This is a genomic window from Rhodococcus sp. 06-418-5, from assembly GCF_002258285.1.
Lineage (GTDB): Bacteria > Actinomycetota > Actinomycetes > Mycobacteriales > Mycobacteriaceae > Rhodococcoides.
The window spans coordinates 1-19,184 of sequence record NZ_NOYE01000033.1 but is presented as its reverse complement, the minus strand read 5'-3'; the positions used below and the strand labels follow the sequence as shown (position 1 = coordinate 19,184).

The 19,184-nt window shown below is 63.2% G+C and carries 19 protein-coding genes; 11 read left to right on the top strand and 8 right to left on the bottom strand.

Going from position 1 to position 19,184, the window contains the following annotated elements; genetic code table 11:
- Both CH274_RS24440 and CH274_RS24435 read right to left on the bottom strand, forming a co-directional pair.
- Positions 1-510: an O-acetyl-ADP-ribose deacetylase gene (locus CH274_RS24440; protein ID WP_094647325.1), complete on the bottom strand. Its 510-nt coding sequence runs from the start codon at positions 508-510 to the stop codon at positions 1-3.
- On the bottom strand, positions 507-1,433 hold the full coding sequence (locus CH274_RS24435) for an ADP-ribosylglycohydrolase family protein (RefSeq protein ID WP_094659223.1): 927 nt from the start codon (positions 1,431-1,433) through the stop codon (positions 507-509). Before CH274_RS24435 ends, CH274_RS24440 begins: the two co-directional genes overlap by 4 nt.
- A 61-nt stretch (positions 1,434-1,494) precedes the next feature.
- Here CH274_RS24435 and CH274_RS24430 point away from each other — a divergent pair, with 61 nt between their 5' ends.
- The 8 genes from CH274_RS24430 (at position 1,495) to CH274_RS24395 (ending at position 11,554) form a co-directional block, all read left to right on the top strand.
- Complete coding sequence (locus CH274_RS24430; RefSeq protein WP_094647322.1) at positions 1,495-2,169, top strand: NUDIX hydrolase; 675 nt, start codon at positions 1,495-1,497, stop codon at positions 2,167-2,169.
- Between the two features lie 48 nt (positions 2,170-2,217).
- The gene (locus tag CH274_RS24425) at positions 2,218-3,384 is read left to right on the top strand and encodes a hypothetical protein (protein WP_094647320.1); all 1,167 of its coding nucleotides are present in this window, start codon (positions 2,218-2,220) and stop codon (positions 3,382-3,384) included.
- A gap of 91 nt (positions 3,385-3,475) precedes the next feature.
- Positions 3,476-4,777 (top strand): T3SS (YopN, CesT) and YbjN peptide-binding chaperone 1, encoded by a 1,302-nt coding sequence (locus CH274_RS24420; RefSeq protein WP_094647318.1) that lies wholly within the window; start codon positions 3,476-3,478, stop codon positions 4,775-4,777.
- 92 nt (positions 4,778-4,869) lie between these two features.
- On the top strand, positions 4,870-5,889 hold the full coding sequence (locus CH274_RS24415) for an AurF N-oxygenase family protein (protein ID WP_094659222.1): 1,020 nt from the start codon (positions 4,870-4,872) through the stop codon (positions 5,887-5,889).
- A 46-nt stretch (positions 5,890-5,935) separates the two neighbouring features.
- A complete protein-coding gene (locus CH274_RS24410) occupies positions 5,936-7,534 on the top strand; it encodes an FAD-dependent oxidoreductase (protein WP_094647316.1) in 1,599 nt (532 codons plus the stop codon).
- A gap of 184 nt (positions 7,535-7,718) precedes the next feature.
- Positions 7,719-8,528 (top strand): hypothetical protein, encoded by an 810-nt coding sequence (locus CH274_RS24405; protein ID WP_094659221.1) that lies wholly within the window; start codon positions 7,719-7,721, stop codon positions 8,526-8,528.
- Between the two features lie 90 nt (positions 8,529-8,618).
- Positions 8,619-9,917, top strand: coding sequence for a DUF2786 domain-containing protein (locus tag CH274_RS24400; protein ID WP_143546637.1), 1,299 nt, complete (start codon positions 8,619-8,621; stop codon positions 9,915-9,917).
- 20 nt (positions 9,918-9,937) lie between these two features.
- A complete protein-coding gene (locus tag CH274_RS24395) occupies positions 9,938-11,554 on the top strand; it encodes an AMP-binding protein (RefSeq protein ID WP_094659219.1) in 1,617 nt (538 codons plus the stop codon).
- A 10-nt stretch (positions 11,555-11,564) separates the two neighbouring features.
- Here the strand turns inward: CH274_RS24395 and CH274_RS24390 are convergent, their stop codons facing one another.
- The 3 genes from CH274_RS24390 to CH274_RS24380 form a co-directional block, all read right to left on the bottom strand.
- On the bottom strand, positions 11,565-13,160 hold the full coding sequence (locus tag CH274_RS24390) for an ABC-F family ATP-binding cassette domain-containing protein (protein WP_179275855.1): 1,596 nt from the start codon (positions 13,158-13,160) through the stop codon (positions 11,565-11,567).
- A gap of 91 nt (positions 13,161-13,251) precedes the next feature.
- On the bottom strand, positions 13,252-13,953 hold the full coding sequence (locus tag CH274_RS24385; RefSeq protein ID WP_094659217.1) for an aminoglycoside 3'-phosphotransferase: 702 nt from the start codon (positions 13,951-13,953) through the stop codon (positions 13,252-13,254).
- The gene (locus CH274_RS24380; protein ID WP_045194325.1) at positions 13,950-14,627 is read right to left on the bottom strand and encodes a SanA/YdcF family protein; all 678 of its coding nucleotides are present in this window, start codon (positions 14,625-14,627) and stop codon (positions 13,950-13,952) included. Before CH274_RS24380 ends, CH274_RS24385 begins: the two co-directional genes overlap by 4 nt.
- 320 nt (positions 14,628-14,947) lie before the next feature.
- Here CH274_RS24380 and CH274_RS24375 point away from each other — a divergent pair, with 320 nt between their 5' ends.
- Positions 14,948-16,321, top strand: coding sequence for a dicarboxylate/amino acid:cation symporter (locus tag CH274_RS24375; protein WP_032395064.1), 1,374 nt, complete (start codon positions 14,948-14,950; stop codon positions 16,319-16,321).
- 60 nt (positions 16,322-16,381) lie between these two features.
- On the opposite strand, the gene CH274_RS24370 is transcribed toward CH274_RS24375, so the two are convergent.
- The 3 genes from CH274_RS24370 to CH274_RS24360 all read right to left on the bottom strand — a co-directional run bounded on the left by CH274_RS24370 (position 16,382) and on the right by CH274_RS24360 (position 18,114).
- The gene (locus CH274_RS24370) at positions 16,382-16,777 is read right to left on the bottom strand and encodes a hypothetical protein (protein ID WP_143546635.1); all 396 of its coding nucleotides are present in this window, start codon (positions 16,775-16,777) and stop codon (positions 16,382-16,384) included.
- 12 nt (positions 16,778-16,789) lie between these two features.
- Positions 16,790-17,359, bottom strand: coding sequence for a DUF3558 domain-containing protein (locus tag CH274_RS24365; RefSeq protein ID WP_094659215.1), 570 nt, complete (start codon positions 17,357-17,359; stop codon positions 16,790-16,792).
- Positions 17,360-17,424: 65 nt separating this feature from the next.
- The gene (locus CH274_RS24360) at positions 17,425-18,114 is read right to left on the bottom strand and encodes a DUF998 domain-containing protein (RefSeq protein ID WP_256993685.1); all 690 of its coding nucleotides are present in this window, start codon (positions 18,112-18,114) and stop codon (positions 17,425-17,427) included.
- 110 nt (positions 18,115-18,224) lie between these two features.
- Between CH274_RS24360 and CH274_RS24355 the strand changes: the two genes are divergently transcribed.
- Both CH274_RS24355 and CH274_RS24350 read left to right on the top strand, forming a co-directional pair.
- Positions 18,225-18,566, top strand: a complete 342-nt coding sequence (locus CH274_RS24355) for an ArsR/SmtB family transcription factor (protein WP_032395060.1) — start codon at positions 18,225-18,227, stop codon at positions 18,564-18,566.
- 4 nt (positions 18,567-18,570) lie between these two features.
- On the top strand, positions 18,571-19,056 hold the full coding sequence (locus tag CH274_RS24350; protein ID WP_094659214.1) for an SRPBCC family protein: 486 nt from the start codon (positions 18,571-18,573) through the stop codon (positions 19,054-19,056).
- Positions 19,057-19,184: the final 128 nt, after the last annotated feature.

The window sequence follows — 19,184 nt, the reverse complement described above, 5'->3', positions numbered from 1 at the left end:
TCAACCCACCAACCGCCGCGTCAGGTCCGCGGCTTCGTGGGAGTAGGCGACCAGCATGACGAGGTCGACCGACGGTCGGGCAGCTTTGACTGCCAGGACTTGTTGGGTGACTGCATCCTGCATCGGCCATCCGTAGGAGCCGCCGGAAACCAGTGGAAATGCGATGGACTTCATGTTCATCGACGCTGCCAGCGCCAGACTCCGGGCGTAGCACAGTCGCAGCAGCTCCGATCTGTCCTCGTGCGGGGAGTAGCGCGGGCCGACGGTGTGGATGACACAGCCGGCTCGAAGTCGGCCCGCAGTGGTGGCGACGGCTGCCCCGATGTCGAGGCCGTGGGGCAGGGTGGTGGCCCGCAGCGCCTTGCATTCTGCGAGGATCTCGGGTCCACCGGCTCGATGGATGGCACCGTCCACTCCCCCGCCGCCGAGCAATCGCGTGTTGGCCGCGTTGACGATCGCGTCTGCCGCCACGTCCGTGATGTCGCCCTGGACGACGTCGATGACTGTCATGAAAGCTCCTTCGCTGCAATGATGTTCGAGGTGATTCGGTCGAGGTCGTCGGCGCGCAATCCCGGGTAGCCGTGGACGATGTCGCGCCATTCGCTCGGCACCGCCGATGCGCCCCAACGCGCTCCGAGGAGTCCTCCGGCTATGGCCGCCGTGGTGTCGGTGTCGCCGCCGGCGCGGACGCACAGTTCCAGAGCGGCGGGCAGGGGCTGCTCCGCGTCGGCAGATCGGTGGATTGCCCACCACGCCGTTTGCAGAGCGTGGACCACCCAGCCGTTGTTCGGGAAGTCGGACGGCTGCCCCTCCTGTGCCTGACGAAGCAGGGGCTTCCAGAACTCGCGGACGTCGGCTTCGGCCTCGTTCACGAACTCGGTCACGCCGTCGTAGGTGGAGTTCACAATCGCGTATCGAATTGCGTGACTCCACAATTGACACGCTTGACCGGCACGGGGATCGGAGTGGGTGAGGGCACTGATCCGCGCCGCAGCATCTCGACAACCGGCCGGGTCGTCGAGGTAGGCCAGGGCAACCGGTGCCGTTCGCATGAGTGATCCGTTGCCGCCGGTTCTACCGGCCAACGACGCTGCCACCGCAGTCATATCGGCACCGTCGAGTGTCGGCTGCGACAGCACCAGCCGAGTCTGGTTCCCCACGTCCGGAGGGTTCTGGTCGAACCAGTCGCGAAAGTACCCGGCGATCTCGTCGACGTCGCCGCCCTGCTCGAGTGCGCGCGCGATGCAAAGCGCCATCGAGGTGTCGTCGGTCCATTCGCCCGGAGCCCAGTCGAATGATCCGCCGCCGATCATGGCGATGGTCTCCTCGGACGTGGGATACCCGAATTCGTATCCTGCGCCCAACGCATCGCCCACCGCGGTTCCGAGCAGAACCCCTCGCGCCCGATCGTGCTGAATGTCGGTCAACCGCATCTCTACCCCTTAGATTGATATTGCGCTAACCATAGATCACATCGGCGCTAAGATGCAAGGCATGACGTGGCGAGACAAAGACGGCAAGGCTCTGACCGACTATCCGCGCCCCTCGGTGGCCGTCGACGTCGCAGTACTGACCATCCGCGAACGGCGACTGCACGTCGTCGTCGTTCGGTCGGACCGCGGCCTCGCGTTACCGGGCACTTTCCTGCGGCCGTCGGAGACTCTCGCCGACGCGGCCGACCGCGCGTTGAGGACAAAGGCAGGCCTGATCGATCTCTCCTTCCATCAGCTGAGGATGTTCGACGGTCCTGATCGCGACGACCGCGGATGGGTACTGTCGATGGCGCACAGCGCAGCGATATCGGCTCGATCACTTGCTCCCACAACAGAATCGATGCCGATCGACGGCTCGGAACCGGTCTCGTCGCTGGCCTTCGATCACGGCGACATGGTGACCGAGGCGGTGCTCGACCTCCGTCATCGCTACGCGCGTGAGGTCGATCCCGCGCTGTTGACGGACGCTCGATTCACCCTTCTCGAACTGCGTGAGCTGTACGAGATCGTGTTCGATCGCCCGCTGCCGAAAGACACTTTCCGACGCCACGTCATCGGCTCGTTGCAAGGGACGGGCGCAACCTCGACCGCAGGTGGCGGCCGCCCCGCAGAGCTGTATCGCCGTGCCGCGGATCCAGCTCTTCCCGCGGCTGCGGGATCGTTCCTTCTTCGCTGAGGGCACGGATCGACGAAACCGGACATGCCAACAGATAAGCTGGGAGTCATGGGATCGAAGCGGCCTGCCAACCGCGGACAGAAACGCGCAGAAAAGACCAAGGCCCGGCAACGGCGTCACCAGCAATCCCGACCGGCCCCGACCGGTGCCGCCACCGAACGCATCGCCGACCTGATCGACGGTTTCGTCGAATGGCTCGACGAGAGCGAGATGTCGGAACAGTCGGAGGCCATCTCTCGGCTCGTGTCGTCGACACTGACCCAACTGGCCGGGGCGCGTCAGGGATTCTCGCCCAGCGCCTGGCTTCCCGCAGACGCGCACCTGCTGGTGGATGCGGCCGAACGGATCCTGCAGGAAGAGTCCGACACTGCGGAGGACACCGCGGTCAATCTCGTTCTCACCTCGCTGCAATACCTGACATTCCTCGACGAGACCGATCTCTGGGACGGCAGCCCCGAGGACTACGCGCACTGCATGGAAGACCTCTCGGACTTCCTCGAGGGCGACGAGCCCGACATGCTCGATGCCGACGACATCGACCTGCCAGACGTTTCCCTGGCCCAGGAACTCGCCGCGATCTCGGCGCTTCCCCTGCTGCCCGCCCTCGATGACATCGTCGCGCGTGTGGCCGATGGATTGGCGGTGGCCGACAACGCCGACCTGCAGGAGGCCGTCGGCTCGGCCCTGGTCGATCCCGCCCGACTCGATGTGGGTGCCGCGGTCGATTACTGGTCGACGGCCATCGCCACCGAATTGATTCGCATCGACGGAGACACCGCCCGTCCGGGAGACAACGCCCATTCGCTGGCCGGCCGTGGAGCCGAGACCGTGCACGAGCTGGTTGCCGAACACGTTCGCGTGCAGCTGTCGGGAGACGCCGACGACCCCGACGTGTCACGGTCGCTGGCCAACACGTTCGCGGTGCAGACGCTGCTGGCTGCCATGACCGACGAGCTGCCGATCAACAACGAGGGCGAGGACTACGCCGAGCTCGAAGGTGAGGATCTGCGTACGGCACAGCTGATCGACCACCGCGTTCGATCCCTCATCGAGCAGGGCATCCTCGTCAGGATCGAGGAAGTACTCGCCGTTCCGCACGCGTTGCGTCCGGCAGTGCTGGACGGTGTGGCCGAGGCGCAGCCGTTCGGTGTGATCGACGAGGAGTCGCAGGACGACCCGCTCTACGGCTCGGTCGAGGATTCGGCATCGTCGTGACAACCCACGCGAGCGCCGAGACCCTGTCGGTGGTCGCCGCTAGCGTCACCGACTGCGCGTTACGTCGACGCGATCTGGGTAAGGAGCCGACATGAGCGATTCACTCGAGTTCGACTTCGACGTCGACGCTGCCTGGATGCACTTCCAGCGCAAGCTCGGCGATTACGTCAGCGCGATGCGCGACGGCGATGCGCTGGTGATCGAGTCGCGTTACGACACCACCGACGGTGTGCCCGACACCGCCGCCTGTGTGCAGTTCTATGCCTGGGATCTGGATATGGTCCGCTGCGAAATTCCCGCGAACGAGCATCTGCACAGTAGCCGTGCCATCACCGTCGAGCAGCGAGATGCGCTCAGCCATATCGGATTTCGCACGTCGGTCGATTCGGAGCCCACGGCACCACACGTCGACCGAAATCGCTCGTGGTCCGATGATCTGGCGAAGAAGACCGTCGCGGTGTTTCGCGACATCTGGGGTCTGCCCCACCCGTCCTTCCTGGGCTCACGCGCCACCGGTCGCTACGACGTCCCGAGTTTCGACGCCACCACCGCCGAGACCGACACGGCCGTCGTCCCACTGTGCGTGCAACCGAAGGGCAAGGAGCACCTACAGCAACTCGTCGACCGCGCCCTCGAGCCATGGTTCGGCTTCCCGCCGGATCACGACCCCGACGGCGACATCCCCCTGCGGTTCGCGGGCGGTACCGCGTACGTGTCGGTCAAGCCCACCGAACCTGTGGTCGAGATCAATTCGACGCTGGTGCACGCCGTATCCGGACGAACCCGCGCAGCCGAGTTGCTGGTCGATCTCAATCTTCAACTCCCCGACGTGATGCTGCACCTGGTGCAGGACTGCATCGTCGCGCAGGTGCGAGTGAGCGGGTCCCCCTTCGTTGCCGATCACCTGCTGTGGGCGGTGCGGATGCTCAGCCACGTGTGGGAGCAGGTCGACGAGAAGTTCGCCGAGGATTTCGGCGGCGCACTCGGGGAACCGACTCCGCCGTCGATCGACGCGGACGACTTTCCGGACGGGCTGCTCGAACTGGTCGAGCTTCTCGACCGGTCCGACGAATCCCTCGACCTCGACACCGTCCTCGGTCGTTGCTCCTCCGATCGCGATGTCGTCGTCTCCTACCTGCGCATCAGCGCCGAGCAGGAGGCGTCGTGGCGGGGTATCGCGGTCGCTGCAGACCTCGGTGACGAGCACTGCGATGTCGACGAGGCAGACCGAGAAGCCGGCAAGTGGGGCCGCGCGGTTACCGCTCTGCGCGAGGTACTGCGCAGCACGCCCGAGCAGGTCACGCCGGTGGTCGATCCGTCGGCGATCCAGTTGCAGCTGTTCGAGACCGACGAGGTGGCAGAGATCTCCGACGAGCGTTCGGACGAACAGTAGGCGGCGACCCAACAGGATTTCTTCTACGCGCTTCCCTTTCGTGTTAACTGGGGTTACATTAACCCTATGTTCGCACCTCGTTTGGAGAAGCCATGACACTGACGACAGGCACCACGTCCGTTTCGGTCGATACCGACACCACGGACGAACAGCAGTACAACGAGACACTCACTTTGCTGTCCGAGGGTTCTGTGCACAAGCACTTCGATCCGTACGTCGACATCGACTGGGAGTCCGAGAAGTTCGCGGTACCTGCGAACGATCCCCGCTGGGTACTCCCCGCCAAGACGGACCCGATCGGCGGCCACGACTGGTACCGCGCACTATCGCTCGACAGGCAGATCGAGATCGGCATGTGGCGCCAGGCCAACGTCGCCAAGGTCGGTCTTCAGTTCGAGAACATCCTGATCCGCGGCATGATGCAGTACGTGTTCTCGCTGCCCAACGGCTCGGCCGAGGCACGCTACTGCACTCACGAATCCATCGAAGAGTGCAACCACACCCTGATGTTCCAGGAGATGGTCAACCGCGTCGATTCCGACGCCCCCGGCATGAGTCGGCCCATGAAGATGCTCTCGCCGTTCATTCCCCTGTTCGCCACGCTGCTGCCCGAACTGTTCTTCGTCGGCGTTCTCGCAGGCGAGGAACCCATCGACCACATTCAGAAGTCGGTCCTGCGGTCCGGTGAAGACATCCATCCGATCATGCAGAGCGTCATGGCAATTCACGTCGCCGAGGAGGCGCGACACATCTCGTTCGCGCACCAGTTGCTGCGACGTCGCGTTCCCAAGATGTCCAAGGCCGGGCGGTTCCTGCTCTCGCTGGCCTTCCCGGTCACGATGCGCATCCTGTGCGACGTCATCGTCATTCCGCCGAAGAAGTTCTGGACCAAGTTCGACATTCCCAAGCAGGTGAAGAAGGACCTGTTCTGGGGCACCGAGGAATCACAGCACGCGCTCCAGGACTACTTCGGAGATGTGCGCATGCTGGCCACCGACACCGGCATGATGAACCGCGCTGCTCGCCTGGTGTGGAAGCTGTGCGGAATCGACGGCAAAGCGTCGCGTTTCCGTAGCGAACCCGACCGCAGCTCGAGCCAGTTCGCCGCATAGCCCTCTCGCCGCTCAGCCATTCTTGCCTCTGCCGTCAGGAACCCTCATGCCCCACGTCGTCACCCAGTCATGTTGCAGCGACGCGTCATGCGTCTACGCGTGTCCCGTCAACTGCATTCATCCCACTCCAGACGAGCCGGACTTCCTGACGGCGGAAATGTTGCACATCGACCCGCAATCGTGTGTCGACTGTGGCGCGTGCGTTTCGGCCTGTCCCGTCGACGCCATTGTGCCGCAGGCGAAATTGACCGAGGCGCAACTGCCGTTCCTGACGATCAATGCAGATTTCTACAAGCAGGAGCGCCCGCCGCGGCCCATCCTGGCACCGGTCACCCCTGCAGCCTCGGTATCGAGGGATCGTCAGCCGCTACGAGTCGCAATCGTCGGATCGGGACCGTCGGCCATGTACGCAGCGGACGAGCTGCTCACCCAACCCGGCGTTCGCGTCGATGTCTACGATCGACTTCCGCGGCCTCACGGCCTCGCCCGACTCGGCGTCGCACCCGATCATCAGAAGACACGTCAGGTGTCCCGGTTGTTCGAAACCATCTCCGCGCAAGAGGGATTCACCTACCACCTCGGCGTGGAGGTCGGCAAGGACGTCACCCACGACGAGTTGATGGACACCCACCATGCCGTGATCTACGCCGTCGGGGCATCATCGGATCGCGAGCTCCGCATTCCAGGAGCCGAATTGCCCGGGCGCAGTTCGGCGACCGACTTCGTCGCCTGGTATAACGGCCACCCCGATCACGCGCACCGCACCTTCGACCTTTCGCACGAACGTGCCGTCGTCATCGGTAATGGCAACGTTGCACTCGACGTCGCGCGCATTCTGACGATGAATCCGGATGCGCTCGCCCAGACCGACATCGCACCGTATGCCTTGGACGCCCTGCGCCACAGCGCAGTTCGTGAAGTTGTCGTCGTCGGCAGACGCGGAGTGGCTCAGTCCGCCTTCACGGTGCCCGAGTTCGCCGGATTGTTGACCGTCCCCGATATCGACCTGGCCATCGATCGCAGCGAACTCGCACTCGATCCCGTCACCGTCCGACTCGCCGCGACCGACGACCTACCCCACGCCGTGGCACAGAAGCTGCAACTGCTTCGCCACGTCGACGAATCCCCCGAGCACAGCGACGGCCGCAAGCGAATCACTCTGCGCTACCTTCTCTCTCCCACCAGAATCCTGGGCACCGACCGCGTGACGGGAATCGAGTTCGACCGAATGGGCCTCTCCGCGGACGGCGACGACGTGGTTCGCAGCACTTCGACCGGCGACGTGGAGAGCATCGAGGCCGGACTCGTCCTCACCTCCATCGGCTACCGCGGTGTCGCGCTTCCCGGAGTTCCGTTCGACGACCGGGCGGGCATCATTCCCAACACCGGCGGCCGTGTGCTGGAGGAATCCGGCGGGCAGACTGCAGTCGGCAGCTACGTCACCGGGTGGATCAAGCGGGGTCCCTCGGGATTCATCGGCACCAACAAATCCTGCGCTCAGGAAACCGTCGGCCATTTGGTCGACGACTTCAACGCCGGTCGCCTGCCGGATCCGATCGAGCTGCCCGACACCTGGCCGACCGGGGCGAACCGGGGCACGCTACGACGCTCGAAAGACAGGCTGCTTGCTCTGCGCCGCTCCTGATTGCTCACCTCGGTTGGGATCAATGCGCCTTTCCGTCACTCCAACTGCAAGAAAGCCACATTCATCCAGGTGACGAAGGCCGCAGAACCAGGGAAACAGTGTCGAGGTTGAAGCGTCGACCATCGGGGTACACCGAGGCATCGGCCACCGATTCGCGGCGGGCCAACACCTCGAGGAGTACGAGATGACGGCCCTGCGACGCATCTTCACCAGGACTGCTGTCCCAATTGTCGGTATTGCCGTGGCGTTGGTGTGCGCAGTACCGGCCCAGGCTCTGCCGACGCCCGGTGACCTCGCAAATGTCCCGGCCCGAACCTCGATCTCGTACGAACACATCCCGACGGGGACCTACGTGGGCAGCGCGGAGGACAACTCGGCGCGCCCAGGACTGTCGACGGTAAAGCTCTACATGGCCGACTACGTCGTCCGCTTCGGCGACGGTTCGCCCAGAGACCTCGACCTGGCCGCCAGGATGGTCCAGGTCAGCGACGACGGTGCCGCTTCGACGCTCGACAACAAATACCCACAGGCGATTTCGGCAACCGCCGCGGAATACGGACTCACCTCTACCTCGCGGGGCGGTTTCTGGGGCAACTCGTCCACGAGCACAGCCGACACCGTGCGATTCCTGGCGGCGAAGAAGCGCACCGATCCCGCCAGCCCCGTCCTCGCATGGATGAACACCGCGGCTCCTGTGGCACGCGATGGAATGGTTCAGGACTGGGGCACCGAGCAGTTGCCCGGCGTGACCGGGACCAAGTGGGGATGGGCCGACGACCGATCGAGTGTGGTGGCGTCCGCGTCGATCGGCGATGACTTCGTCATTGCATCCAACACGTACGGACCGACCCGATCCAACACCGACGACGTCATGGCGGGCCTCGGCGGCATCGAATTGACGGCACCGCCCGCCGCCGCTCCTGTTCCGAACCTTCCAGTGATACCCGGCCTGCCGTCCGTCGAGGAACTACTGCAGATGCTCGCTCCTCGCTGACACGTTCGAATAGTTTGTCAGACCCCTCCCTTACTCTGCGTCTCACCGAACAGTTCGGGGACCACACCGGGGGACGTGGAGGGGACGACGATGAGTCGTATCGATCTGGACAATTTTTTCAAGTACACGCGCGCGACGAACGCGTGGGAGGATGCCGACCCGAGCGAATTGCTCGACAGCGGAATCGGTTTCGCCCAACTCGGATCAGCCGGGAGAGACAGGGTCCGGCTGGTTGCAGAACGCTTGGCCGCTGTGGGCGAGCAACAGAGTCGTCCGGAGCACGACCGCGCAGCGCGAACACTCGACGAGGCTCTCGATGCTGCTTTCGAGAATGGTTGGCAGCCGGCCGAATTGGTGCACGTAGCCCGCCAGTGCGCCGGAGGCGACGCCACAGTGGTCATGGTCGAGGCTATCGGCGCACACGCGGCGCGAAGCTCGGCGGAGCGCCTCGCTCCGGGTTCCTGGCGTGATCAATTGTCCGAGCTGCATATCGAGTACGCAGGGGGCACGACGGCCGAGCGCCTTCGGCGGTGGCGGTCGTACAACCGACGATCGTCGGCGCAGTCCTGGTACACGCTGTTGCTCGTACTCGGTTGTGCGACGTGGTTGTTGCCCCTCGAGCAGCTCCTGCCCCCTCCGGGTCGATGGACCTCACAGTCGGCAGCGAGCGGCCCCGGACAAGCCACGGACTCGAAGATGCTCGGCAGAATACGAGGGCTGCTGGCCAAAGCCGAGTCGACGCAATTCCCCGCTGAGGCCGAGGCATTATCGGCCAAGGCCCAGGATCTGATGACCCGCTACGCGATCGACAGTGCGCTTCTCGACGCGGGGAACCATCGCAGCCTGATCGACGATGTCGTCACCCGTCGCATCATGGTGAGCAATCCGTACTCCAAAGCCAAACTGCTTCTGCTGCACTGCGTATGTCATGCAAATGGCACCAGGACGCTATGGAAGAAGAAGTACTTGCTCGCCAGCGTCATCGGCATGCCCGTCGATCTCGATCTGTGCGAGCTGCTGTACACCTCGCTGCTGGTCCAGTCGGCACGTGCACTCGACGAGGTCGCCGAATCTCCGACTACGCGCACACGCAGCTTCCGCAACGCATTCTTGATCGCATACGCCCATCGAGTCGGCGAACGACTCCAGGACGCACGCAAGCGAGCCACGGCGGCTGCAACACAGCAACACGGTTCTGCACTGGTGCCCATCCTGGCGAAGCGATCCGATGCCGTGAATCGTGTGTACGCCGCCCGGTACCCGGCGACGAAAACGATCAGGTTCAGCAGCAACAATGCGGCGGGATCGTATGCCGGCCGCGCTGCCGCCGAACGCGCCGACCTTACCGGTGGGCGCGAACGTATCGACAAATCCGATCTGGCCTCGTAGTGCGCGCTACATTGACTGCCATGACCGGTCTCGATACTCCCTTGACGCCCCTGCGCTTTCTCGAACGCGCAACGGAGGTCCACCCCCACAAGACCGCCGTGGTGGACGGGCCGAGGACATTCACCTACGAGGAGTTCGCCGCCACTGTCACTCGGCTCGCGCACGCACTGCGCGCGTCGGGTGTCGGCCATGGAGATCGGGTGGCGTACATCGCGTCGAACTCGGCGGAGCTACTGTTCGCGCACTACGCGGTGCCGCTGGCCGGTGCCGTTCTGGTCGCGATCAACACCAGGCTCTCACCGGACGAAGTTCGCTACATCTGCGATCATTCCGGTTCGGTTCTGTTGGTGGGTGATTCGGCACTGCTGGCCGGCCTTGGAACAGATCCCATCGCAGATTCGGTCACCGAGATCGTCGAGACTCCCTCGGTGGACGGCACGTACGAGAAGCTGCCGCACACCACTCGATACGACGCATTCCTCGAACGGGGCACGGACGAACCGATGGAGTGGGAGGTCGACGACGAGACGTCGACCATCACGATCAACTACACCTCGGGCACCACCGGTCGACCCAAGGGCGTGATGTACACCCACCGCGGTGCTTACCTCAATTCCCTGGGAGAACTGCACCACCAGGGATTCGGTGTCGACACCCGCTATCTATGGACGCTGCCGATGTTCCACTGCAACGGGTGGTGCACCACGTGGGCGGTCACAGCCGCGTCCAGCACACACGTATGCCTTCGCGGAGTGCGCGGCGACGCCATCTGGTCGGCCATCGACAACGGCGTCGATCACCTTGCCGGTGCGCCGACCGTGTTGACCACTCTCGCCACTGCTGCAGAGGCACATTCACTCGATCGACCGCTGACCATCGTCACAGCGGGAGCTCCTCCGAGCCCGACGATCATCGCCAAGATCCGAGCATTGGGAGCAACGCTCGTACACGTCTACGGCCTCACCGAAACCTACGGTCCCTATTCGGTGTGCGAAGCAAAGCAGGAGTGGCTCGAACTGGACGCCGACGAACAGGCTCGTCGTTTGGCCAGACAGGGAGTCGGCATGCTCACTGCGGACCGTCTGCGCGTGGTACGCGACAAGCCCGGTCCCGGTGGAGTGTTGATCGACGTCGAACCCCACGGCGGCGAAATGGGCGAGATCGTCATGCGCGGCAACAACGTCATGAAGGGGTATTACAACGACACCGCCGGAACGACAAAGGCTTTCGCGGGCGGCTGGTTCCATTCCGGTGACCTCGGGGTGATGCATCCCGACGGCTACGTTCAGCTACTCGATCGCGCCAAGGACGTCGTCATTTCCGGCGGCGAGAACATCTCGACCATCGAGGTGGAGCAGGCGCTGGCGAGCCATCCTGCCGTCGCCGATGTTGCGGTCATCGGGGTTCCCGACGACAAGTGGGGAGAGCGACCGAAGGCGTTCGTGGTGCTGGTGCCCGGCGCGGACGCCTCGGAAGCCGAGCTCGTGGCGCACGTGAAATCGGCCATCGCGTCGTACAAGGCCCCGCGCAACGTCGAATTCATCGTCGAGCTGCCGAAGACATCGACCGGCAAGATCAGGAAGAAGGAGCTGCGCGACGCCGAGTGGGGCACGTCCGCGTCGAAGATCAACGGGTAGCCCGCTCTGGTCACGCCATCTGCACACCGGCGATTTCGGTGACGCCGCCCTTGCCGTCGAACGACAACTGCCGAAATGCCACCTTCTCGACGAAGAACCTGTCGTGGCTCACCAGGATCACCGCGCCGGGAAACGCCATCAGTGCGCGTTCGAGCACCTGGGTGCTCTGCAGGTCGAGGTGGTTGGTCGGCTCGTCGAGCACGATGACGCCTGCGCCGAACAACAGGCACTGCGCCAATGCAACTCGTGCCTTCTGCCCTCCGGACAGCACGCCGATCTTCGACTTGAGATCCATCTCGGAGAACTGCAACAACGTGAGAAAGCGGTGCACTTCCTTCTTCGTCGCCGTCAGAGCGAGACTGCCCGGCATCGCGTTCACCGAATGCGACACCGTGTCGTCGAGATCGAGATCGGCCAGCACCTGGTTGTAGTAGATGAACGACGGCGCTTTGGTCTTCCATTTGATCTTGCCGCTGTCCGGCTGCTCGGCACCGACGAGAATGTCGACGAGAGTGGTCTTTCCACATCCATTGGGTCCGGTGATGGCGATGCGGTCACCGCGGTGCACGGTGAAGGAGATGTTGTCGAAGAGTCGTTGCTCCCCATAGCTCTTGGCGATCCCGTTGATCTCCGCCAGGTTGTCGTGCACATGCAGACCGCCGTAGATAGCGGTGACCACCGTGTCGACCGGCCGTGGACTCTTGCTCTTCTTGATGTTCGCCAGTCGACGTTTGAGCACCCCGCTGGGGTTCTTCACTGCTTCCTTGCGATCACTGATCGCTTCTTGCTCGTAGGCCAGCAGCTGTTGTTCGTTGCTGAACTCACGTTCGAGGTTCTTGAGTCGAAACTGTTTCTGCTGAACGTATTCCGAATAACTACCGTCGTACGTCTGCAGGTGATGGTTCTCGATTTCGACGATGCTGGTGACGACCTGCTCGAGGAATGCGCGGTCGTGCGAGACAACGAGAAGCGCGCCGCGGAAATCTCGTAGCCAACGTTCGAGCCACGCGATTCCGGCAACATCGAGGAAGTTCGTCGGCTCGTCGAGGAGTAGGACGTCCGGGGCCTCGATGAGGATCTTGGCCAACGCTGCGCGGTTGCGCCAACCACCGGACAGTCGATCGACAGGAAGCTCACGTCGTTCGGCGTTGAATCCGAGCATCGACAGCACCGTGTCGATCTGCTGGTGGTAGGTCCAACCGCCGCTGTTCTCCATGGCGTCGAGCAGTTCGGCTTGGCGGTCGACGAGCTTGTACATCTGCTTCTCGTCCAGGTCACCGCCCAATGCGGCCTCAACCTCGGCCAATTCGGTCTCGATCGCGTGGACAGCGCCGAACAGCGATTCGAGCTCCGCCTGGATGCTGCGATCGCCGTCCAGTTCCGAGAACTGCGAGAAGTACCCGATCCGGGCTCCCTCGGTGACATCGACCGTCCCCGTATCGGGCGTCTCACGCCCGAGAAGCAGCTGCAGCAGGGTGGTCTTGCCCGTTCCGTTGCGCCCGATCAGCCCGATGCGATCACCGTCGGCGAGACGAAAGAACACCTCGCGCAGCATCACCTTCTGGTCGTATCCCTTGGCAACGTCGTTCAAGCGAATCCAGCTCAAGCGTCCACTTCTCCTGAATACACGGGTCCGCTGAGTAGTCGAACCGGGCTCGCTCACTCTAGCCGCGCGCGGCTCCGTTCGATTCTGCTGCTCACGTGGACTCCCACAACCACAGGTAGTAAGCGAGGCGCTCACTGTCGAGGTCGATGCCGTATGCGTCCAAGAAGGCCGCGCAGTAGTCGCGTCCGAAGTTGTACTCGGTGCTCCAGATTGCCGGTGCCAGGTCTGCCCATCGATCGGCGACGCCCATGGTGCCCATGTCGACGTGTGCTGCCCAGGATCCGTCGTCGGTGATCAGGGTGTTGGGCATACAAGCGTCGCCGTGGCACACGACGAGTCGATCGATCGGCGGCGGTTCGACCGGCAGGTCGCGATCGCCGATGCGAGAGATCACCGACCAATCGAACGGGCATTGTGCGACGGGGACAGCATCATGAAACGCCCGAAGGCCGGTCGCCGCCCCTCGAACTGCGACAGCCGGGTCGGTCTTCCACCGATCGGCTACCGCGTTCCCCCACGGCAAGGCCTCGGTCACCATCCAGGAGCCCGAGTCATCGGAACCGGTGTCGAGGACCTCGGGCACCGGGCTGTATCGAATCACCCACTGCAGACGACGCCTCTCCTCCTCCAAGTCGATCGAGGCCGCGACCGGCGTCCACTTGACGTAGCGTCCTGTGCCGAGACGAAAAGTCAACCCGCCCAGTTCATTCGACCACACCGGCTCGATATCGTCAGGTCCCGCCAAGTCTCGCACCACGGTCGGGACTGTGATGTCGCCGTCGGGCACACTCATCGATCGGTGATGTTCGCAAGAGAATCGACGGGCGGAGACACCACCACGGGGTCGCGACCCGACCACAGATCCAGTACCGCTTTGGGGCGCGCCAGCAACTCTCGCGCGTAGTTACGCACCACTGCAAGGGTATTGCAGTCGATGCACTCGGCCGTGACTCCGTCGACGTCGAGGTCCATGTCCTCACACAACGCTACTGCTCGCGACACGTGGAGGGGTTGGCTGATGATCAGTCCCCGTTCGACGCCGAACGTCTCCTTTGCTCGGGCGCAGGTGTCGTAGGTGTCGATGCCGTGATCGTCTCCGATGATCACACTGGGGTCGATTCCGTGCTCGATCAGGTAGTCGGTCATGGCTTGAATCTCGTTGCCGGAGTTGCCGTCCGCGTCACCGGAGACCAGGATTGCCTTGATCTTCCCCGCTGCCATCAAGGCAATCGCCGTGTCGAGCCGTCCGGCCAGAAATCGCATCGGCTTGCCGTCGCGTACCTGTGCACCGAGGACGATGGCCACCGGCGCGTCCGGCGCATCGTCGACGTCGTAGACCTTCCCCGCCGTCGCATACGCCACCCAACCGGCCGATGCCAGAACGACGGCAACCAGGGCGGCGACCACCGCGCAGAAGGCACCGACGAGTCGCCGGCCCAATCCTCGGGGCTTCGATTCGGTACTCATGATCTCGTTTCGTCGTCGTCAGGAAACCTCAAGCTAACCCACGAATACGGCGACCGAGGGTCGCCGCAGCGCACCCATACCGATTCCACAGTGATCCCTCAGAGCCCGCCCCTGCTTGATTGCACAGTTCGGAGGCGGAGTACCGTTCGATCAGTGAATCCGCTGCTGACCTCTCGACGGTATGTCGACTTGCGTCTGCAAGCCAGCGCTACCTGTTGACGGTCCTCCAGACCGCAACCCCCTGAAGTTCGGCCCATCGGCCGACCAGCACTTCTGTCGCCCATCCCTGGCGATACCTCTCCTTTTCGAAAGGCATATCCATGTCTGCGCCCAGCGCTACCCGAACGCGCCGTGTCCCTACCTGGGCAACCGCATTCGGTCCACAGATCATTGCCGGACTCATTCTCGGAGTCGTATTCGGACTCATCGCCCGATCGATGCCCGACGCCGCCGACGGGAACGAGAACTGGTTGGTCGGCACCCTGTCGACCATCGGTTCGAGCTACGTCAAACTTCTCACCGTCGCGGTGATCCCGCTGGTGTTCACGGCGATCGTCAGTTCCATCGCCAACCTGCGCGAGGTCACCAATGCTGCCCGTCTGGCGATCCAGACGCTGTGGTGGTTCGCCATCACGGCATTCATCGCCGTCATCATCGGCATCGTGATCGGGTTGGTCGCGCAGCCCGGCTCGCGTACCAGCGCGGGCGCAGATTCGGCGGGCGATCCGTCGAGCGTCGGGTCGTGGTGGTCGTTCCTCACGGGGCTGGTGCCGAACAACTTCCTCGCGCTCGGTGCGAGGACCACGGTCGCCGACAGCGGCACCGCAACCACATCGCTGAGCTTCAACATCTTGCAGTTGCTGGTCATCGCTGCTGCCATCGGCATCGCTGCACTCAAGGTAGGCAAGAAGGCCGAGCCGTTCCTCGAGTTCAACGCGTCACTTTTGGCCATCGTGCAGAAGGTGCTGTGGTGGATCATCCGCTTGGCACCGATCGGCACCGCCGCTCTCATCGGCAACGCAGTGGCGACCTACGGCTGGGATGCCATCGGTTCACTCGGAGTCTTCACCGTGTCGATCTACGTCGGCCTCGCCGTGGTGTTCTTCGTGGTGTACCCGTTGATCGTTCGCGCGCACGGCCTTTCGGTGCGCAACTTCTATTCGGGAGTGTGGCCGGCCACCCAGCTGGGCTTCGTCTCGCGTTCGTCGATCGGAACCCTGCCACTCACCGAGCGCGTCACCGAACGCAACCTCGGAGTTCCGCGCGAGTACGCGTCGTTCGCGGTACCTCTCGGGGCGACGACCAAGATGGACGGTTGCGCGGCAATCTACCCCGCAATTGCAGCGCTCTTCGTCGCTCAGTTCTACGGCATCGATCTCACCATCACCGATTACCTGCTGATCATTGTGGTGTCCGTGATCGGTTCCGCCGCAACGGCAGGAACAACGGGTGCGACGGTCATGCTCACCCTCACGCTGTCGACACTCGGATTGCCGTTGGCCGGTGTCGGTCTGTTGCTTGCGGTGGAACCGATCGTCGACATGGGACGCACCGCAGTCAACGTGACCGGTCAGGCATTGGTGCCGACCATCGTCGCCAAGCGTGAGGGAATTCTCGACCTCGAGCGCTACAACGCTCCGCGAAACGGTGACCCCTTCGTCGACGAGGAAGCGGACGTGGAACTCGCTCGCTGACAGAGCAATTCGATCTGCGATTCCCGACGACCGAGCACCTGGGTCGTCGGGAATCGGCGTCTATCGCGGTGGTGACAGAGCTTCGACCGCGGACGCGGTGTCTGTATCGGTCGCCTCGACACTGGCGAAATAGTGTCGAAAGAACTCCCGCATCGTCTTGATTATCTCGATCTGTCGCGTAATTGCGAACCGAGCTGAGCCGTCCTCCCCAACCGCCAAACGGTGAAACTTTGCCCCGAGCATCTGTGCTGAGGGCAGCTCTCCGAACGCTTCGGGTTTCGACAGCCTGAGCGTCATTTCGAGCATTCTGTACAAATCGTCCAGGTAGTTTGCACATACGTTGTCACACGCGCGCGCCATGTCCGCTTCGATATGAAGTGTGCCGTCCGATGCTTGCTGTCGTAGAGACCGCCAGTGGGTCAAGTTCTGGGCGAGTCGTTCGGATTCGTTGATCATTGCGTCCCCTGTTCAGGCCGGCAAAAAGCTTTGGAGCTCGGTGGCATGTCTTTGGACCTCGGCGCAAGGGTCCCCCAAAACGTCTTCCAATCCGATCCTGTCCAAGGCGAAGATGATCAGGTTTCCCCCTACGTCGAGCACGATGTCGCAGCCAGTTGGCGGATCTCCCTGGTAATCGGTGTTGTACCTCACCGCGTCGCGTGAGCCGACCTGCAACGGCAATTGGCGTTGATTCTGTGGGCTCCGCAAGTATTCGTCGATCGAGTTGATCGATGACATGACGGATAGGTAATACCAAGGGCTGGTTCCGGAGGCGTCCCAGGTGCAGTTTTTCCAACCTGGGTAGGTGGTGAGACCTGCGAAATCCGGTCGCTCAGTGCTGACGTCCAATCCACTTGCCGTCACGGCAGATTTCGGAATGGTGCATGGATCGAATGGCTCCGGACCGGCCGCCATCGTCGTCGATTCCGTCGAGGCGTCCCCACTCGCGACCGGGCTGCCCTGCGTCGAGCCCCCACAACCCGTCAGCACCAGCGCCGAAGCACAGACCACCGCGAGCAAACGCCCACCCACCAGCCGCATTCGTCCAACCTCTCGACACAGACGTCACTGAACGGTTGGACGCGACGCGTGCTCGATCGGTTCCCTCAGACAGGCTGAGAGGCTCGCAGCTCCCGAGTCGCCTTCGAGGTGAGGCTCCTGCGTTCTGCCGCCCACACCCACAGCGCCAGCGATATCAATGCGATCACTTCGGCGACGACGAGCACCCGCTCCACGTAGCCGAGTGTGACGACGCGGTACCAAGGCCGCGAGCCGGTTGCTCCCACTGCCAGCGCGTAGACGATGGGCATCAGTGTCACGACGGAGAGCGCGCTGAGTCCCATGGTCACGCGGGCGCGCACTGCCCACACGGTGCCCCGAAGCCAGGGCCGCGAGAACGCGAACACCGCGACCGGGATGCTGACGAACGCCACGGCAGCCCCCAACCTGTGGATCGTCCCGCCGAGGCTCAGGGAGGCGTCGTTCGACCAGTCCTGCTTCGGCACAGCGACGACGGCAATGAGCCCCACGGTCCACAGCGTGAGGAAGATCGAGGCGGCTGCACCAGGCCGAGTGAGGCGATATCGAATCGCGGACGCGAGGGTGAGTGCAGAACCGAATGCGAGCAGTACGACGCCGATCGAGAACACCCACTGCTGCGCGCCGAGTCCGTATTCGCTGATCGTTCGGCGCAGATGGGAGGGCGTATGCCATGCAGTGTGGATATCGAGAACCAGCACCACGAGTGCGCCCAGCACGATCGTCAATGCGCCGATCATGGCCGGTCGAATCGGCACAACGCCTCCCCTCTCGCACGGCGTCGATCGCCGTCCCGCACTCCATGTTGCCTGAAGGTTCGGGCGTACCCCCTTGACCCGAGAGAAAGGCGGGCATAACCTACAACCAAATGGTTGTAGATGAGTTGAGTGACGATGAGGTCGATCGCCTGTTCCAGGCGTTCGCCGACAAGACCCGGCGTGACATCGTCGCGAGGGTCACTGTCGGCGAACAGTCGGTGTCGGAATTGGCGGCTCACTACGCCATGAGTTTTGCCGCTGTGCAGAAGCACGTCGCCGTTCTCGAACGCGCCGACGTGATCACGAAACACAAGCGTGGCAGGGAGCAGATCGTGCGAGTTCGATTGGACACCATCGCACGAGCCCGCGCACTGCTCGACGCATACGAAGAGATCTGGCGACGTCGAGTCGACCGGATCGACGAACTACTTTCCCACGACGAGAAAGGCTGAATCCATGCCGTTCATCAGCTCCCACAAGGATGCGGAGAATTTGACCATGACGATGGTCGCCGAGTTCGACGCAAAAGTCGAACGGGTGTGGCAGATCTGGGAGGACCCTCGACAACTCGAGCGCTGGTGGGGACCGCCGACGTGGCCCGCGACCTTCGAGAGCCACGACTTCGTTCCGGGCGGAAGGGCGTCGTACTACATGACCGGCCCTGAGGGCGAAAAAGCCGCCGGCTGGTGGCTTTTCACCGAGATCTTCGCGCCGACCACACTGTCCTTCGATGACGGTTTCGCCGACGACTCCGGCAACCCGTCGTCGACGATGCCCGTCACCCACGCCATCGCGACCCTCGAAGACGTCGGTGGCACAACACGTATGACCATACGTTCGCGATTCGACAGCCTCAGCCAGCTCGAAGAACTCGTCGAGATGGGCATGGACGAGGGCATGGCACTGGCACTCGGTCAGATCGACGCCATCGTCGCCGACTGATCGTGGTGCGCGGAAACTCGGACTCGGCGACGTGTGCTGTCTTGATACATGTGGGACACGGGTGTCTCGATACATGTGAGACACGATTCTAAGCGGCGGGGCGGGGGAGTTGTCCTTGGTAGAGCTTG

Excerpts from the sequence above, each read along its gene's own strand:
- CH274_RS24440 (WP_094647325.1), bottom strand. The coding sequence starts at position 510 with ATGACAGTCATCGACGTCGTCCAGGGCGACATCACGGACGTGGCGGCA.
- CH274_RS24435 (WP_094659223.1), bottom strand. The coding sequence starts at position 1,433 with ATGCGGTTGACCGACATTCAGCACGATCGGGCGCGAGGGGTTCTGCTC.
- CH274_RS24430 (WP_094647322.1), top strand. The coding sequence starts at position 1,495 with ATGACGTGGCGAGACAAAGACGGCAAGGCTCTGACCGACTATCCGCGC.
- CH274_RS24425 (WP_094647320.1), top strand. The coding sequence starts at position 2,218 with ATGGGATCGAAGCGGCCTGCCAACCGCGGACAGAAACGCGCAGAAAAG.
- CH274_RS24420 (WP_094647318.1), top strand. The coding sequence starts at position 3,476 with ATGAGCGATTCACTCGAGTTCGACTTCGACGTCGACGCTGCCTGGATG.
- CH274_RS24415 (WP_094659222.1), top strand. The coding sequence starts at position 4,870 with ATGACACTGACGACAGGCACCACGTCCGTTTCGGTCGATACCGACACC.
- CH274_RS24410 (WP_094647316.1), top strand. The coding sequence starts at position 5,936 with ATGCCCCACGTCGTCACCCAGTCATGTTGCAGCGACGCGTCATGCGTC.
- CH274_RS24405 (WP_094659221.1), top strand. The coding sequence starts at position 7,719 with ATGACGGCCCTGCGACGCATCTTCACCAGGACTGCTGTCCCAATTGTC.
- CH274_RS24400 (WP_143546637.1), top strand. The coding sequence starts at position 8,619 with ATGAGTCGTATCGATCTGGACAATTTTTTCAAGTACACGCGCGCGACG.
- CH274_RS24395 (WP_094659219.1), top strand. The coding sequence starts at position 9,938 with ATGACCGGTCTCGATACTCCCTTGACGCCCCTGCGCTTTCTCGAACGC.
- CH274_RS24385 (WP_094659217.1), bottom strand. The coding sequence starts at position 13,953 with ATGAGTGTGCCCGACGGCGACATCACAGTCCCGACCGTGGTGCGAGAC.
- CH274_RS24380 (WP_045194325.1), bottom strand. The coding sequence starts at position 14,627 with ATGAGTACCGAATCGAAGCCCCGAGGATTGGGCCGGCGACTCGTCGGT.
- CH274_RS24375 (WP_032395064.1), top strand. The coding sequence starts at position 14,948 with ATGTCTGCGCCCAGCGCTACCCGAACGCGCCGTGTCCCTACCTGGGCA.
- CH274_RS24370 (WP_143546635.1), bottom strand. The coding sequence starts at position 16,777 with ATGATCAACGAATCCGAACGACTCGCCCAGAACTTGACCCACTGGCGG.
- CH274_RS24365 (WP_094659215.1), bottom strand. The coding sequence starts at position 17,359 with ATGCGGCTGGTGGGTGGGCGTTTGCTCGCGGTGGTCTGTGCTTCGGCG.
- CH274_RS24355 (WP_032395060.1), top strand. The coding sequence starts at position 18,225 with ATGGTTGTAGATGAGTTGAGTGACGATGAGGTCGATCGCCTGTTCCAG.
- CH274_RS24350 (WP_094659214.1), top strand. The coding sequence starts at position 18,571 with ATGCCGTTCATCAGCTCCCACAAGGATGCGGAGAATTTGACCATGACG.